Below are 15,530 nucleotides of genomic sequence, written 5' to 3'. Positions count from 1 at the left end.
TAGTATAGCGGAGGATTTTGATGAGAAAATTTTTAATTTTACTGCTTGTAATCTTTGGATTTTCCTTTGGAGAGATGAGAGCTCCGGACTTTACTTTAAAAGATGAAGACGGAAAAGTTGTAAAACTTTCAGACTTAAAAGACAGTGTAGTTTTACTTAACTTTTGGGCAACTACATGCCATTCTTGCAAAAGAGAGCTTCCGGAGTTAGAAAAGCTATACCAACAGTACAAAGATAAAGTAAAGTTCTATGCTATAGTCATAGATACAGAAGACCCTCAAAAAATCAAAAAAAGTAAAAAAGAAATAGGTTTTTCTTTTCCAGTTTTAATAGGTAACTATCAAGTTATGGAAAAATATAGAATAATAGGTACTCCTATAACTTACGTTTTAGGGAAAGATAACACCATAGGGAAGATCTTTATAGGACCACAACCAATAGAGAAGATAAAAGAAGCAATAGATAAACAACTTCAAAGACAAGGAGCTTAAAGATGGAAAACATAACAGTATGGGCTGCGTTTTTGGGAGGTGTTTTAGCTTTTCTATCTCCTTGCGTTCTTCCTATAATACCGGGTTATATTGCTTATATTTCTGGGGTATCTGCAACTTCTGCTGATACAGAAAAAAAGATAGACTGGCAAACAGTAATATCAGCTGTAGCTTTTGTTTTAGGGTTTTCATTAGTTTTTACTTTACTTGGAGCTGCTTCTACATTTGTAGGTCAGTTTTTACAGGAGTATAAATCTGTTATATCAAAGATTGCTGCTATTGTGGTAATACTTTTAGGTATTCACTTTACTGGTATTTTACAATCTTCTAAAGCTAAAGTGTTTGTTTTATCTGTAAGTGGGCTGTCTTTGGTTTACTACATTTACGAAGTAATATCTTTAAAACAGTACTTTAATACTGGATTTTTCGTTTTTCTACTTGGACTATCTTTGGTTGTATTCTACTTCTCTGGAGCTTATAAAATCTTGTATGAGCAAAAAACAACGGAAGTAAAGAAAAAACCACCTGGTCCGATTGGAGCTTTTTTAGTAGGACTTGCTTTTGCTTTAGGATGGACTCCTTGTATAGGCCCTATTTTAGGTGCAATATTACTTGTAGCTTCCCAGCAAGAGACTGTAAACCAAGGAATGATTCTTCTGTTCGCATTTTCTATGGGACTTGGTATACCTTTTATACTCACTGCAGCTGCTATAAACCTGTTTTTTAAATTTTTTACCGTGGTAAGAAAGTACTTTTTATTTATAGAGGTTGCAGGAGGAATACTTCTTATCCTTATAGGTATTCTTTTAATGACAGGAAACTTTGAGAAAATCTCATCGATGCTCGGTTAATGCTATAATAGTATGAAAAAACCGAGGTGTTGATGGCCAACGTTTCTACAAAGAAGGTTGCCCTATCTGGAATGGTAGGCAACATCTTAGAATGGTACGATTTTACACTCTATGGTTATTTAGCTGTTATTTTATCAAAACTTTTCTTCCCCTCTGATAATGAGTTTGCGTCTCTACTTGCATCTTTTGGAGCTTTTGCAGTTGGTTTTTTCTTTAGACCGTTAGGGTCTGTTATACTTGGTTATATAGGTGATAAGTACGGAAGAAAAAAAGCCTTAATTATATCTATATTCTTAATGGCATTCCCCACGTTTTTTATAGGACTACTTCCCACTTACAACGATATTGGTGTTTTAGCTCCTATACTCCTTATAATCCTTAGAATACTTCAAGGAATATCTACAGGAGGAGAGTATACTACATCTGTTTCTTTTGTTGTAGAACATTCTCCTGCTGAGAAGAGAGGGTTTTATGGAAGTATAAATCTCCTTGGAGCTGTAATAGGTATAATGTTTGGGTCCTTGATGGGAGCTTTTATTACTTCTATCTTCGATAAAGAAAGTTTAGAAACTTTTGGATGGAGGATAGGTTTTCTTTTTGGTATAGTCCTTGCCTTTGTAGGTATATACCTTAGAAGAAAGGCAGAAGAAACACCTGTATTCTTAGCTATTGAAGAGGAAAATAAAACAAAAAATCCGCTTTTAAAGACTTTTATCCATCATCCAAAAGAGTTTTTAATATCAATTATTTACAGCTCCTTGCAAGGAGTTGCATTTTTCCTACTGTTTGTGTACCTGCCTACTTTTTATCAAAAAGTATTAAAAATAGAACCCTCCACTGCTTTATTTATAAACAGTTTTGCAATGACGGTTTTAATCTTACTTATACCTGTGATGGCTTACCTTTCGGATAAGGTAGGTAGAAAACTATTTTTACTAGTATCAACATTTTTATACTCTGTATCTTCAGTCTTTCTTTTTAAGTTAATACTGACAGGAGATATTACAAATATCATAGTAGCCCACGTTTTGTTTGCCGTAATATCTTCAGGGTTTATGGCTATACTTCCTACATTCTTGATAGAGACTTTTCCAGCTGACGTGAGGAATACTGCATTTTCTGTAGGGTATAACATAGCACTTGGTATATTTGGTGGTACTGTTCCTATTGTTGCAACTTACCTAATATCTAAAACTCAAAATCCTTTATCTCCTTCATTTTACCTTACAGCCGTTGCATTTGCCGTGTTTATCACTACATTGTTTATAAAAGAGACTAAAAATAAACCACTTTACTAAGGAGCTGTAAGATGGCTAAGGTTGTAAAGTTTAACTTTGAAGACTCACAAGACAATACTAAAGTTGAAAATTTGCAGCAGGAGACTACCCAACAAGATGAGGAAGACCTTATAAGGCTAGCTTTAGAAGACCATATACTCTCAAACTTTGCAGTAAAAACTATACTAGGAATGGATTTTGTTTATAAAATTAGTAAAAATGACATTGGAGTTATAGGACAACTTGCTTACGAGCATAAAAGAAGGCCTGGTGTCTTTGTTGCAGATTACATAGCAAAAGGTTATAAGCAGAAAGACAAGTACGTAATAGATAGTCTTGCATTTCAGCTTGGAGAACCAGAGTTTTACAAACAGATTTTAAATATCCTAAAAGCCAAAAAAGCTTTACCAGAGTTATAATTATATATTAACTAAAAAGAGAGGTTTAAAAAATGGCATTACCAACTTTAAGAATAGGAAAATATGAAATACAGTATCCAATAATCCAAGGTGGTATGGGTGTTGGAATATCTTGGGAAAACTTGGCAGGAAACGTAAGTAAAAACGGTTGTCTTGGTGTCGTGTCTTCTGTTGGAACAGGTTATAGGTATCCTAACTACGTAAAACTAAAAGATGGAAGACCAGTAGGTAGTAAGTACATACACAATAAAGAAGCTTTAACAAGAATAATAAAAGATGCTAAAGAGATTGCTGGTGGAGAGAAGGCTGTAATAGGTGTTAACATACTTTGTGCAATTACAGATTACGATAGAGTTGTTAGAGATTCAATAGAAGCTGGAGCAAACATTATAATATCAGGTGCAGGACTTCCTCTTAGACTACCAGAGTACGCTGAAGGGTCTGATGTTGCTTTAGTGCCGATAGTATCATCTGCAAGGGCATTAAGGGTTATATGTAAACACTGGAAGAAAAAGTATAATAGACTACCTGATGCGGTAGTTTTAGAAGGGCCGTTATCTGGTGGACACCAAGGTATTCCTTATGAAGACTGTTTTAAACCAGAATACCAACTTGAAAACTTACTACCAGAAGTCTTAAAAGAGAGGGATATGTGGGGTGATTTTCCCGTTATAGTAGCAGGTGGTATATGGAGTAAGGAAGATATTGAGTGGTACATTTCTCAAGGTGCAGCAGGCGTACAGATGGGAACAAGATTTGTAGGAACGTATGAGTGTGATGCTTCTATGGAGTTTAAAAAAGTTATAATAAATGCAAAAAAAGAAGATATAGTTCTTTTAAAGTCTCCTGTTGGATATCCTGCAAGGGGTATAGTTACCAAGTTAATTAAAGATATAGAGAATGGTACAGCTCCAGAAGTTAAATGTATATCAAACTGTGTAGTCCCTTGTAACCACGGAGAAGAAGCTAAAAAAGTAGGCTACTGTATAGCAGATAGACTTGGGGATGCATACCTTGGAAAAGTTGAAACAGGTCTATTCTTTTCTGGATCAAACGGTTATAGGATAAAAAGGCTTGTACATGTAAAAGATCTTATAAGGGAGTTAGTTGAAGGTATTCCTTCAGGGCAAGAGATACCACAAGAAGTAGATTTAGTAAAAACTTAAGATGGTAAAGGTTTGGATGCTTTAACAGTAGCTTGGATTACATACTTTGGAGTACTCTACCTTACTAAGAAAAGAGAAATTAAAGATACATCTTTTTTTTACTCATTTACTGCTTTTTTCTTTTCATTATTAGAGTTTTACTTTAACTACAAAGCATACCATTTTACGATATTTCCTTTGATAATATTTTTACTTACTGTCTCTTTTTTTAATCCAAACAAAAGAAAGTATGCAATTTTATTCCTTTACTACTTATTCCTATCTAGATTAAGTATTTTTTTTCCTGATGTTAGAAATTTAATACTTTCAATGAGTTTTTTACCACTGTTTACCTTCTCTTTAACATCAGACAGACAAACATTTACTTTATATATACTATCTGTTTTTTTATCCTTTATATCCTACTTTAACGAATTTTTATCCTTAGGATTAACATTAGTAGCTATTTCTATTTACAACATTCATTATTTTTTATCAAAAGTTGAAGAAGAAAAAGAAAACTTCAAAATAACTGTTGCTAAAACGATAGACAGTGAGATAAAAAGAGAGTTTGAAAAGTTAGAGTTTAAGCTTCAAACAGCTTATAAAAAACTAAAAGAACTTTTTAAGTTAAGTGTATTTACAGTTAAAGAGCTTTCTTTAAATGATATGGCAGATAAAATAGTAGAAGGCCTTGTGAATTTAGGTTATAGTGGAACTTTTATAAAACTTAGAAATGAAAATATTCAAAAAAAAGAAGGTTTTTTCCCAAACTATAGAATATACTTTGACCAAGATATAGATTCTGTAGTATCTTACGAAGATAATAAAGTTATTTTAATCCCTTTAGTAAGTGAAAATCAGAATTTAGGTATTATAGGAGTTTACTCTAAAATTTCTCTAACACGAGAAGAGGTAGAGTTTTTAATTACCTATGCTAACACTATTTCAACATCTATCGCAAAAACTAACTTTCTTTTAGAAAAGATTAAGTTGAGAGATTTAGTACAAAAAACTATAGAGTCTATAGATTTAGGAATAGTTGTTTTAAACAAAGATTTTAACTTAGAGTTTATTAATAAATCTGCAAAAGTTTTACTTGGAAAAGACCAAGAGTCTGGAAACTTTTTTAAACACTTTACCATATTAAAAAATCTGGAAAATGAATTTAAAGAGGTTATAAACTCTAAAAAGAGTTTTGAAAAGAAAATAACAATTTCAGAAAATCCAAAAAAAATCTGGGAAATAAAAGCTTTTCCAATTTTAACTCAGGAAGAAAGTATTGAAAATATAGTTGTAATTATAGAAGATATTACAGAAAAAGTAGAGATGGAAAATCAAATACTCCAATCTGAAAAATTAGCAGTAATAGGTAAGTTAGTTGCCAGTATATCCCATGAAGTTAAAAATCCCCTTTCTATAATAAATCAGAGTGCTTATTCTTTAAAAAGGAAAGTGAATAAACTTTGCAAAGAAAATGCTGAAGAGATAATAGCAGGTTTAGACAGGATAGAAAAAAGTGTTTACAGAGCAAACGACATAGTTGAAAGACTTTTAAACTTTACAAAACCTTACTACTCAAAAATTGAAAGTATCAATATTAAAGATGTGATAGAAGAAGCAATAAAATTATCCTTTTTGCAAGCTAAAAGGTCTGATATCTCAATTTCTAAAAGATTAAGTAATGCCTATATTAAAGGAGATAGAAATGCATTAATCCAGCTTTTTATTAATATTCTGATAAACGCTATTGAATCTATTGAAGATAAAGGGTCTATAAGTATAAAAGCCTACAAAGATAAGAGTAAAGGTTTAGCTGTGATTAAAATAAGAGATACTGGAGTTGGTATTCCTTCACAGTACTTGGATAAAATATTTGAACCGTTTTTTACAACAAAAGAAAGTGGAACTGGTCTTGGACTTGCAGTTGTTTATAGAATTGTAGAAAGTCATGGTGGTAAAATATATGTTGAAAGTGAAGAAGGAAAAGGTACAGAATTTACAGTAGAACTACCTTTAAATAAAGAGGAAGAAGATGGAGGATAAAGGTTATATCCTTATAGTTGATGATGAGGAGGACATTTTAGTATCCTTTAAAGAGATTCTTGAAGATGAAGGTTATAAAGTTGATATCTCTCCCAATCCTAAAGAAGCTGTAGAGATGGTAAAACAGAACGATTACGACCTTATAATATCAGACCTTAAGATGCCTCAGATGACAGGAGACCAGTTTTTAAAAGAGATAAGAAAATTTAACAATGTAGCTAGTTTTATTGTTTTAACAGCTTATGGAACAGTTGAGACAGCTGTAGACTGTATGAAACACGGTGCTTTTAACTACATATCAAAACCTATAGATTTTAACGACGATAGAACTTGGAGTATGATAAAGGAAGCTATAGAGCTTGCTAAGTATAAGAAAAATACATTTTTTTACAAAAACTATTTATCAACTTTAAAAAATTCCTCTGATATTGAAGGTATAATAACTGTAAATCCCTTAATGAAAGAAATTTTAGATTATTTAAAAAAAATTGCCAACTTTGACTTTACAGTTTTAATATACGGTGAAAGTGGAGTAGGTAAAGAGCTGTTTGCAAAAGCAATACACCAGTTAAGTAATAGAAGAAACAAGGTATTTTTACCTATAAACTGTGCAACTATATCTAAGGATGTGATGGAGTCAGAGTTTTTCGGTGTAAAAAAAGGTGTTTTTACAGGAGCTGACACAGACAGACCGGGTATATTAGAGTTAGCAGATGGAGGGACTGTCTTTTTAGATGAGATATCAGAGATGCCTTTAGACCTTCAAGCAAAGTTTTTGAGATTTTTACAAGAAAAAGAAGTAAGAAGGATTGGGGATACAGTTTCTAAAAAAGTTGATGTTAGAGTGATAGCAGCTACCAACAAAGACTTAAAGCAACTTGTAAAAGAAGAAAAATTCAGAGAAGACCTTTACTTTAGGTTAGAAGGAATAAAGATAGAGATACCACCTTTAAGGGAAAGAAAGGAAGATATACCTGTTTTAGCTTACCACTTTTTAGAAGAGTTTAATAAAAAGTATCAAACAGACATAAAAGGATTTACAGAAGAAGCTCTACAACTTCTTGTTAACTATCACTGGGAAGGAAACGTTAGACAACTTGAAAATGTAGTTAGGGAAGCTTGTATAATCGCTCTTGCAAAAAAAGAGTATATAGATGTATCCTGTTTACCTTCTTACATATCAGGACAGGATAACAGTAAAGCTATGATTTTTGATTACAACTTAGCAAAAAAGCTAAACGACCAAGCATTTACTACTAAGTATTTAAAAAATCTTCTTGCTTTTACAAAAGGAAATATATCAAAAGCTGCAAAACTTGCTAACATAGAAAGACAGTCTTTACAAAAACTCCTAAAAAAGTATGGAGTTGACCCTTCAGAGTTTAGAAAAGAGTGATTACCTGTCTAAAAATATTTTAGACCCTGTTGTCCCTCGTTGACCTTGGTACTTTCCTCTGTAAGGTTTCTCAGCTTTATCTACCATTTGAGCAAAGACTAACTGACAAATCCTCATCTCTGGGTATATCTTTATAGGGACAGAGTTTGCATTGTAAAACTCAAGGGTAATTGTTCCTTCAAACCCTGCATCTACCCATCCTGCATTTTCTATAAAAAGTCCAAGTCTACCTAAAGAAGACCTCCCTTCTACAAAAGCTGTTATGAAATCAGGAAGTTTTATATACTCTATTGTAGTTGCTAAAACAAACTGTTTAGGTTTTATAATAAAACCATCACTGGAAGCTTCTTCCTTTATTAGTCTGTTTGAAAAGTAAGGGTCTCTTACATCTAAAATGTCAATATCATCTGGATAGATAAGAAAGTCATACCCAAGTCTTAAATCAACGGAAGACGGTTGTATTTGGATATCATCTAAAGGGTCTATAACAAGTAAACCTTCACTTATATACTTTCTTATAGTCTTGTCATTTAAAATCATTGTATTATATTATAGCAAAAATTTTTTATAAAAGAGGTGTATTTAATTTGATTATTTACCTAAATCTTAGAGAAGAACTAAAAAGAGAACCTTTTAAAGAGATAGAGCTGAAAATTCCTTTAAAAGATTTAGATCTGCCAGAAAATTACTATATTGAAGATAAAGAGATAGATGTTAAACTTCACCTTTTAAAAGATAAAGATGGGTACGTTATTACTATAACTTTAAACACAAGTATAAATATGAGTTGTGATAGATGTTTAACAGTATTTCCTCAAAAGTTTGATTTTACAGAAAGTATACTCTTTACAAAGAAATTACCTAAACATCAAGAACTGTCTGAAGAAGATTTATACTCTGAATACTTAGAAGATGAAGAAAAGTTTAACTTAAACGAGTTTGTTAGAGAAGAAATCATAGTTAACACACCTATGAAAGTGTTGTGTAGTGAAGATTGTAAAGGCTTGTGTTCTTACTGTGGTATAAATAAAAATGAAGAGTCTTGCGACTGTGAAATCGTAATGAAAAGAAAAGAATCTCCATTTGCAAAACTTCAAAAACTTCTAAAGTAATCTGGTATAATATTTGTTTTAATTTTGAAAAAGGAGGTTTTTTAGATATGGCAGTACCAAAGAGGAAAAAATCAAAAGCTAAAACAGCAATGAGAAGAGCACAGTGGAAACTTTCTATGCCCGGGTTGTCTTTGTGCCCTGAGTGTGGACAACCAAAAGCTCCTCACAGAGTTTGCCCTCACTGTGGATACTACAAAAATAAAGAGGTAATTGAGGTCGTATAAGTGTACATAGCCCTTGACGCAATGGGAGGAGACTACGCTCCTCTCTGTAATATAAAAGGTGCCATTGAGTTTGCAAAAGAATACAAAATAGGGGTTTACTTAGTAGGAAACGAAGAGATTTTAAAACAAGAAATAAAAAAACATAACCTATCAATAGAAAATCTACCCATAGAAATCGTCCATGCTCCAGAAGTTATAGAGATGCACGAATCTCCTTCTATAGCTTTAAGGAAAAAAAGAAACTCTTCTATGCATATAGCAGGAAAACTTGTTAGAGAAGGAAAGGCTTCTGCTTTCGTTTCGGCGGGAAATACTGGAGCTGCTATGAGTGTTGGAAAGTTTATAGTTGGAGCTGCAGAAGGGATAGAGAGACCCGGTATTGCAGTGGCTTTTCCTAATAAGAAAGGTAGTAGGACTGTTTTGATAGATGTAGGTGCAAACGTTGACAGTAGACCAAGACATCTACTTTACTTTGCTGTAATGGGACATACCTACGTTAAAGAGATACTTAAGACTTCAGATAATCCTCGTGTAGGAATACTCAGTATAGGAGAAGAAGAAGGAAAAGGAAACGAACTTGTTAAAGATACTTACCCACTTCTTAAAATGACTAACTTAAACTTTGTAGGTAATGCTGAAGGGAGAGATATCTTTACAGGAGATTTTGATGTTATTGTGTGTGATGGTTTTGTGGGAAACGTTGTTTTAAAAACAAGTGAAAGTCTTGGAATGATAATTCTTGAGATGATTAAAGAGGAAGTAGAAAAAAGTTTAGTTTCTAAAATAGGAGCTGCTCTTATGCTTCCTGCTTTAAGGAGATTTAAAAAGAAAGCGGATTTTGCAGAGTACGGTGGAGCTCCTCTTTTAGGAACTAAGGGAACATGTATAATAACCCACGGAAGAGCTGACGAAAGAGCTATAAAAAATGCTTTAAGATTTGCATCAGAATTTGTAAATCACGACTTTAATAAAAAGTTGTTAGATAATATAAATACTTTACTTCCGGAAGAGTTGAGAAAATCTAAGGAAGATGATTTAAACGGGGTTTTAAATGGGCAGTAAAATAACCGGTCTTGGTATGTACATTCCGGAAAGGGTTTTAACAAACTTTGATTTAGAGAAAATATTAGATACATCAGACGAATGGATTACTACAAGAACAGGTATAAAAGAAAGACATATAGCAGATGAATGGGTTAAAGCAAGTGATTTAGCTTTACACTCTTCAAAAGAAGCTATAGAAATGGCCGGAATATCTCCAAAAGATATAGACGTTATCTTAGTTGCAACTTCTACCCCTGATATGATATTTCCATCAACAGCCTGTTTTTTGTCTGATAAGTTAGGTTGTAAAAATCCTATGGCTTTTGATTTTTCAGCTGCTTGTAGTGGTTTTATATACGGTCTTACGATAGCCGATAGCTTTATAAAATCTGGAAAGGCAAACCATGTTTTAGTTGTCGGTAGTGAAGTTTTTTCTAAAATAATAGACTGGTCTGATAGAACTACTGCAGTTCTATTTGGAGATGGTGCTGGGTCGGTTGTTTTATCTAAATCTGATGATAGTAGTGATATACTCTCTACAGTTATGAAATCGGAAGGGTCTCACTGGCAACTACTTCACTGTCAAGTTGGTGAAAAACTAAGAATGCAAGGAAGAGAGACTTTTAAACATGCCATAAAATCTATGGAACAAGCCTGTAATAAAGCCTTGGCTAAGGCAGGGTTAACGAAAAATGATATAAAACTTGTAATACCTCATCAAGCAAACGTTAGAATAATAGACGCTTTAGCAGAAAAGTTAGAAATTCCAAAAGAAAAAGTGTATGTAAACATTCATAAGTATGGAAACACAAGTGCAGCCTCTATACCTATTGCTATGTACGAGGCTTACAAAGAGGGAAGAATAAACAGAGGTGATTACATTCTTTTAACTGCCTTTGGTGGCGGTTTAACGTGGGGAGCTGTAGTTATAAGATTTTAAAACTCAATATTCCTTTCAAAATCTTCTGGTTTTAAAGAGTCTATCCACTCTTTTATATCTTCTTCTTCTAAATCTATCTCTTTGTTTCCATTTTTAACTTGATTTAAAACTTCTTGAGATACGTATATCGGACTTCCAGACCTTAAGGCTATATTAACGGCATCACTAGGTCTTGCATCTACTTCAACTGTATTACCGTTTGCATCTTTTAATATTATAGAAGCGTAAAATGTGTTATCTTTTACAGTGTGTATGTTTACTTGTTCCACAGTTGAAGATAAGGACTCTATTAAGGCTGTTACCAAATCGTAGGTTAAAGGTCTTGGGTAAGTCATACACTCTAAATACATAGCTATCGAGTTTGCTTCAAAAACGCCTATCCAAATAGGGAGAATATCGTTGGTTTCTTTGCTTTTTAAAACCAGTATCGGCATGTTTGAAATTGGGTCTAGAGTGATTCCTTGCACGTCCATTTCTACCATCATCTTAATCGCCTCCGTTTATTCTTCCTTCTAAAGAAAATCTATTTACTTTTTCAATTTTTACGTTAACTATATATCCTACGTATTCTTGAGGACCATCTACATGAACTAACTTGTTTGTTCTCGTTCTACCTGTTAGTTTACCTTCCTCGTTAACTTCTTCTATTAAAACTTCTACCGTTTTTCCTTCGTAGGATAAGTTCTTTTTAAAAGTTATATCTTTTTGTATGTTTATCAAGTCGTTTAGCCATTTTGAAATAGTTTCTGGTGATTCTGTCATAGGTATATCAGCTGCTGGGGTTCCAGGTCTTGGTGAGTATTTAAATGCAAACACTTGATCGTACTCTACTTCTTTTATAACTTTGACTGTTTCAAGGTAATCTTCGTATGTCTCCCCAGGAAATCCTACTATTATGTCAGTGGATAAGGCTATATCTGGTATGTACTTTTTAAGTAGATCTATTTTTTGAAGGTACTCTTTTTGTGTATAACCTCTATCCATTGCTTGTAGTACTTTATCAGAACCTGCCTGTATTGGAAGGTGTAGAGCTTCACACACTTGTGGTAGGTCTGCCATAACTTTTATCGTATCTTCATCTAAATCTCTTGGATGTCCTGTTGTAAATCTTATTCTTTCTACACCTGGTACACTGGCTACTGCCTGTAGAAGTTCCCAGAATTTAACGTCTCCAAGGTCCTTACCGTATGCTGTTACGTTTTGGCCTATTAGGTGAATCTCTTTTACACCATCTTCTACCAAAAATTGAACTTCTCTTAAGATATCCCCTATTCTACGGCTTCTTTCTTTACCTCTTGTCGTAGGAACGATACAGTAAGTACACTTTTTATCACACCCTCTTATAACGGTTACAAAAGCGGTGTATTTATTTTCCCTAACAGTTGGGAACTGGTCTAAGAGGTTTTCGTTTTCGTCTATCTCTTCAAGTATTTCAACTGCTTTGTTTCCAGATTTTGCCTCTTCTAAAAGCTGGGGTAGATGGTGTATGTTAGTTGTTCCAAAAACCATATCTATAAAAGGTGCTTTTTGTAGTATTTCGTAGCCTGCCCTTTGGGCTAAGCATCCACAAACGCCTATAATGGCATTAGGTTTGTCTTTCTTTATCTTTTTAAACTCTCCTAAAGCTGATAGTACTTTTTGGTCTGGTTTTTCTCTTACAGAACAGGTGTTTACCAAGATAACATCTGCTTCTTTCCAGTCTTGGGCAGGTTCATAACCTAATGTTTTTAATATACCTGCCATCTTTTCAGAGTCGTTAACGTTCATCTGACAACCAAAAGTTCTTATATAATACTTCATTCTCTACCTCTTAACTGTTTTCAAAAACTCTTTTGTATATGTAGTCAATATTCTTTAAAAATTCACCAACATTAAAAATTTTGTCTATTTCTTCTTTTGTCAAGCGTGATGTAACATCTGGGTCTTGTAGTAGAGCATCTTTAAACATAAGGCCTTCTGTATCCCAAGCTTTCATAGCATTTCTTTGAACTATATCGTAAGCCTCATCTCTTGATAATCCTTTTTCTACCAAAGCAACCAACACTTTTGATGAGAAGTATAGTCCTTTTGATTTATCCATATTTTTTCTCATGTTTTCAGGATAAACTACTAACTCTTTTAAGACGTTTTTTGTAAGGTGTAGTATGTAGTCTAAAGCTATAGCACTATCAGGCATAATAACTCTTTCAACTGATGAGTGGGATATGTCCCTTTCATGCCAGAGAGCTATATCTTCCATAGCTGGAATTGCATTTGCTCTTATAACCCTTGCAAGTCCTGTAATTCTTTCACAGGTTATAGGGTTTCTTTTATGAGGCATTGCAGAAGAGCCTCTTTGTCCTTTTTTAAATGGTTCTTGAGCTTCTAACACTTCTGTCCTTTGCAGGTGTCTTATCTCAACTGCTATCTTTTCTAAAGATGAAGCGGTAATTGCCATAGCAGTCATAAACTCTGCATGTCTGTCTCTTTGTATGACTTGGTTTGCTACAGGCTCAGGCTTTAATCCAAGTTCTGCAAGGGTAAGTTCTTCAAGTTGTGGGGGGATGTTTGAGTAAGTTCCAACAGCTCCAGAAATTGTTCCTACTGATACTGTCTCTTTTGCGTTTTGGAGTCTCTTTTTATTTCTTTTAAACTCTTCATACCACAGGGCAAACTTTAAACCAAAAACCATTGGCTCTGCGTGGACTCCGTGAGTCCTTCCCATCATAACTGTATCTTTGTATCTAAAGGCATTTTCTTTTAGTATTTCTAAAAGTTCGTCAACACTTTCTATAAGTAAATCTAAAGCTTCTCTCATAATGAGGGCTAAGGCTGTATCTATAACGTCTGACGATGTAAGTCCAAGGTGTATATACCTTCCGTTTTCTCCAACTTGTTGGGCTACGGCTGTAACGAATGCTAAAACGTCATGGTTGTATATCTTATCAAGTTCGTGTATCTTTTCAACGGTTTGGTCGTCTATATGGGTTTTTTCTATAATTTCTTTTAGTGCGTCATCTGAGATTTTCCCCAGTTTATTCCAAGCTTTACAAACTGCTATTTCTACATCAAGCCACTTTTGAAATTTATTCTTCTCACTCCATATATATCCCATCTTTTCTCTTGTATAACGCTTTATCATGAGAGCTCCTCTTTTAGTATTTTGTTAACAAGTTGTGGGTTGGCTTTTCCTTTTGTTTCTTTCATTATTTGACCTACTAAGAATCCTAATATTTTCTCGTTTCCTGATTTGTATTTTTCTACTTCTGCTGGATGTCTTTCTAAAACTGCTTTTACTATAGACCTTATTTCATCTTCGTTTGATATCTGTTTTAATCCTTTTTCTTCTACTATTGTTTTTGGAGATTTACCTGTTTCAAAGGCAATATCAAACACTTCTTTTGCTATCTTTCCTGATATTGTTCCATCTGCTATTAGAGATACAAGCTCTGCTAAACTATTGGCTGAAATAGGAGAGTTTTCTATATCTATACCTTTTTCGTTTAGTTTTCCAAGTAGTTCGTTTAGTATCCAGTTTGAGACTAATTTTGGATTTTGTGGGAAGAGTTTTACTACTTCTTCAAAGTAGTTTGCAAGGTTTTTGTCTGATGTTAATACTTCTGCATCATAAGGTGGAAGGTTAAAAGATTGGATATATCTGTAATACTTTTGATCTGGAAGTTCTGGAAGGGAATTTTTTATCTCTTCTATCTGTGAGTCTTTTAGTAGTATTGGTAAAAGGTCTGGGTCTGGGAAGTATCTATAGTCATGAGCTTCTTCTTTTGTTCTCATTGTGTAAGTTTTTCCAGAATCAGGGTCAAAGAGTCTCGTCTCTTGAATTATCTTTTCTCCTTTTTTTAGAAGTTTTGCCTGTCTTTCTATCTCATACTCAATAGCTTTTACTATAAATCTAAATGAGTTTATGTTTTTGAGTTCTACTTTCGTTCCCAGTTGACTTGAGCCTTTTGGTTTTAGTGATATGTTTACATCACATCTAAGTTGTCCTTTTTCCATGTCAGCTTCTGATACGCCTATGTATCTCATTATGTTTCTAAGTTTTTCTAAATACTTCCTTGCTTCTTCAGCTGAAGATATATCTGGCTCGGTAACTATTTCCATTAGAGGTGTTCCTGCTCTGTTTAAGTCTACGTAGGATTTACTACCTTCGTGTATTGTTTTTCCAGCATCTTCTTCTATATGAAGTCTGTGGATTCTTATCTTTTTAAAACTGTCTCCTACTTTTATCTCTATGTAGCCGTCAGTTGCTAAGGGTTTGTCATACTGGGATATTTGATAACCTTTTGGAAGGTCTGGATAAAAGTAATTTTTCCTTGCCATTATTGAAAGGTTGTGGACTTTACAATTTAACGCTAAAGCTGCTTTTACGGCATACTCAACAGCTGTTTTGTTTATAACAGGTAAAGTACCTGGATGGGCAAGACAAACGGGACATACGTTTGTATTAGGTGGAGCTCCAAACTCTACTTCACATCCACAGAACATTTTTGTTTTTGTGCTCATCTGAACGTGGGTTTCAAGACCTATAACTACGTCAAACTCTTTTTCTAACGCTACAGCTGACTCCATATCTTTACCTCTTTATAGA

Annotated in this window: 16 protein-coding genes; 11 read left to right on the top strand and 5 right to left on the bottom strand. The window is 33.7% G+C overall.

Features of this window, described 5'->3' with window-relative positions:
- The first annotated feature begins 20 nt into the window (after positions 1–20).
- From SULAZ_RS07715 to SULAZ_RS07685, 7 genes are read left to right on the top strand one after another with little or no spacing between them, the layout of a single operon-like run.
- Positions 21–491 (top strand): TlpA family protein disulfide reductase, encoded by a 471-nt coding sequence (locus tag SULAZ_RS07715; protein ID WP_012673559.1) that lies wholly within the window; start codon positions 21–23, stop codon positions 489–491.
- Positions 492–493: 2 nt separating this feature from the next.
- Positions 494–1,342, top strand: a complete 849-nt coding sequence (locus SULAZ_RS07710; RefSeq protein WP_012674278.1) for a cytochrome c biogenesis CcdA family protein — start codon at positions 494–496, stop codon at positions 1,340–1,342.
- 32 nt (positions 1,343–1,374) lie between these two features.
- Positions 1,375–2,640: an MFS transporter gene (locus SULAZ_RS07705; protein ID WP_012673787.1), complete on the top strand. Its 1,266-nt coding sequence runs from the start codon at positions 1,375–1,377 to the stop codon at positions 2,638–2,640.
- Positions 2,641–2,651: 11 nt separating this feature from the next.
- Positions 2,652–3,038, top strand: a complete 387-nt coding sequence (locus tag SULAZ_RS07700; protein WP_012674606.1) for a hypothetical protein — start codon at positions 2,652–2,654, stop codon at positions 3,036–3,038.
- 32 nt (positions 3,039–3,070) lie between these two features.
- On the top strand, positions 3,071–4,204 hold the full coding sequence (locus tag SULAZ_RS07695) for an NAD(P)H-dependent flavin oxidoreductase (protein ID WP_012673963.1): 1,134 nt from the start codon (positions 3,071–3,073) through the stop codon (positions 4,202–4,204).
- A 12-nt stretch (positions 4,205–4,216) separates the two neighbouring features.
- Positions 4,217–6,229 carry an ATP-binding protein gene (locus tag SULAZ_RS07690; protein ID WP_012674756.1) on the top strand — a complete coding sequence of 671 codons (2,013 nt, stop codon included), beginning with the start codon at positions 4,217–4,219 and terminating at the stop codon, positions 6,227–6,229.
- Positions 6,219–7,625, top strand: a complete 1,407-nt coding sequence (locus tag SULAZ_RS07685; RefSeq protein WP_012673616.1) for a sigma-54-dependent transcriptional regulator — start codon at positions 6,219–6,221, stop codon at positions 7,623–7,625. The genes SULAZ_RS07690 and SULAZ_RS07685 overlap by 11 nt, the downstream gene beginning before the upstream one ends.
- Here SULAZ_RS07685 and dcd read toward each other — a convergent pair whose 3' ends face one another.
- Entirely contained in the window at positions 7,626–8,165 is a 540-nt protein-coding gene (dcd, locus tag SULAZ_RS07680) for a dCTP deaminase (protein WP_012673818.1), read from the bottom strand.
- Positions 8,166–8,212: 47 nt separating this feature from the next.
- Here dcd and SULAZ_RS07675 point away from each other — a divergent pair, with 47 nt between their 5' ends.
- The 4 genes from SULAZ_RS07675 to SULAZ_RS07660 are packed head-to-tail and all read left to right on the top strand — an operon-like array spanning position 8,213 to position 10,945.
- Positions 8,213–8,737, top strand: a complete 525-nt coding sequence (locus SULAZ_RS07675; RefSeq protein ID WP_012674580.1) for a YceD family protein — start codon at positions 8,213–8,215, stop codon at positions 8,735–8,737.
- A gap of 47 nt (positions 8,738–8,784) precedes the next feature.
- Complete coding sequence (gene rpmF / locus SULAZ_RS07670) at positions 8,785–8,961, top strand: 50S ribosomal protein L32 (protein WP_012674094.1); 177 nt, start codon at positions 8,785–8,787, stop codon at positions 8,959–8,961.
- A complete protein-coding gene (gene plsX, locus SULAZ_RS07665; protein ID WP_012674830.1) occupies positions 8,962–10,023 on the top strand; it encodes a phosphate acyltransferase PlsX in 1,062 nt (353 codons plus the stop codon). It abuts the gene before it with no gap.
- A complete protein-coding gene (locus SULAZ_RS07660) occupies positions 10,013–10,945 on the top strand; it encodes a beta-ketoacyl-ACP synthase III (protein WP_012674758.1) in 933 nt (310 codons plus the stop codon). Before plsX ends, SULAZ_RS07660 begins: the two co-directional genes overlap by 11 nt.
- On the opposite strand, the gene SULAZ_RS07655 is transcribed toward SULAZ_RS07660, so the two are convergent.
- From SULAZ_RS07655 to gatB, 4 genes are read right to left on the bottom strand one after another with little or no spacing between them, the layout of a single operon-like run.
- On the bottom strand, positions 10,942–11,427 hold the full coding sequence (locus SULAZ_RS07655; protein WP_041676169.1) for a bifunctional nuclease family protein: 486 nt from the start codon (positions 11,425–11,427) through the stop codon (positions 10,942–10,944). The two genes, SULAZ_RS07660 and SULAZ_RS07655, sit on opposite strands and share 4 nt — an antisense overlap.
- 4 nt (positions 11,428–11,431) lie before the next feature.
- Positions 11,432–12,745, bottom strand: a complete 1,314-nt coding sequence (miaB, locus tag SULAZ_RS07650) for a tRNA (N6-isopentenyl adenosine(37)-C2)-methylthiotransferase MiaB (RefSeq protein WP_012673763.1) — start codon at positions 12,743–12,745, stop codon at positions 11,432–11,434.
- Positions 12,746–12,755: 10 nt separating this feature from the next.
- A complete protein-coding gene (gene purB / locus SULAZ_RS07645) occupies positions 12,756–14,066 on the bottom strand; it encodes an adenylosuccinate lyase (protein WP_012674889.1) in 1,311 nt (436 codons plus the stop codon).
- Entirely contained in the window at positions 14,063–15,511 is a 1,449-nt protein-coding gene (gatB, locus tag SULAZ_RS07640; protein WP_012674285.1) for an Asp-tRNA(Asn)/Glu-tRNA(Gln) amidotransferase subunit GatB, read from the bottom strand. The genes purB and gatB overlap by 4 nt, the downstream gene beginning before the upstream one ends.
- Positions 15,512–15,530 lie beyond the last annotated feature (19 nt).

The sequence above is a fragment of the Sulfurihydrogenibium azorense Az-Fu1 genome (assembly GCF_000021545.1).
In the GTDB taxonomy this organism is placed as follows: Bacteria; Aquificota; Aquificia; order Aquificales; family Hydrogenothermaceae; genus Sulfurihydrogenibium; species Sulfurihydrogenibium azorense.
Note: the sequence above shows the minus strand (reverse complement) of the source record. Positions and strands in the feature narration are given on the sequence as shown.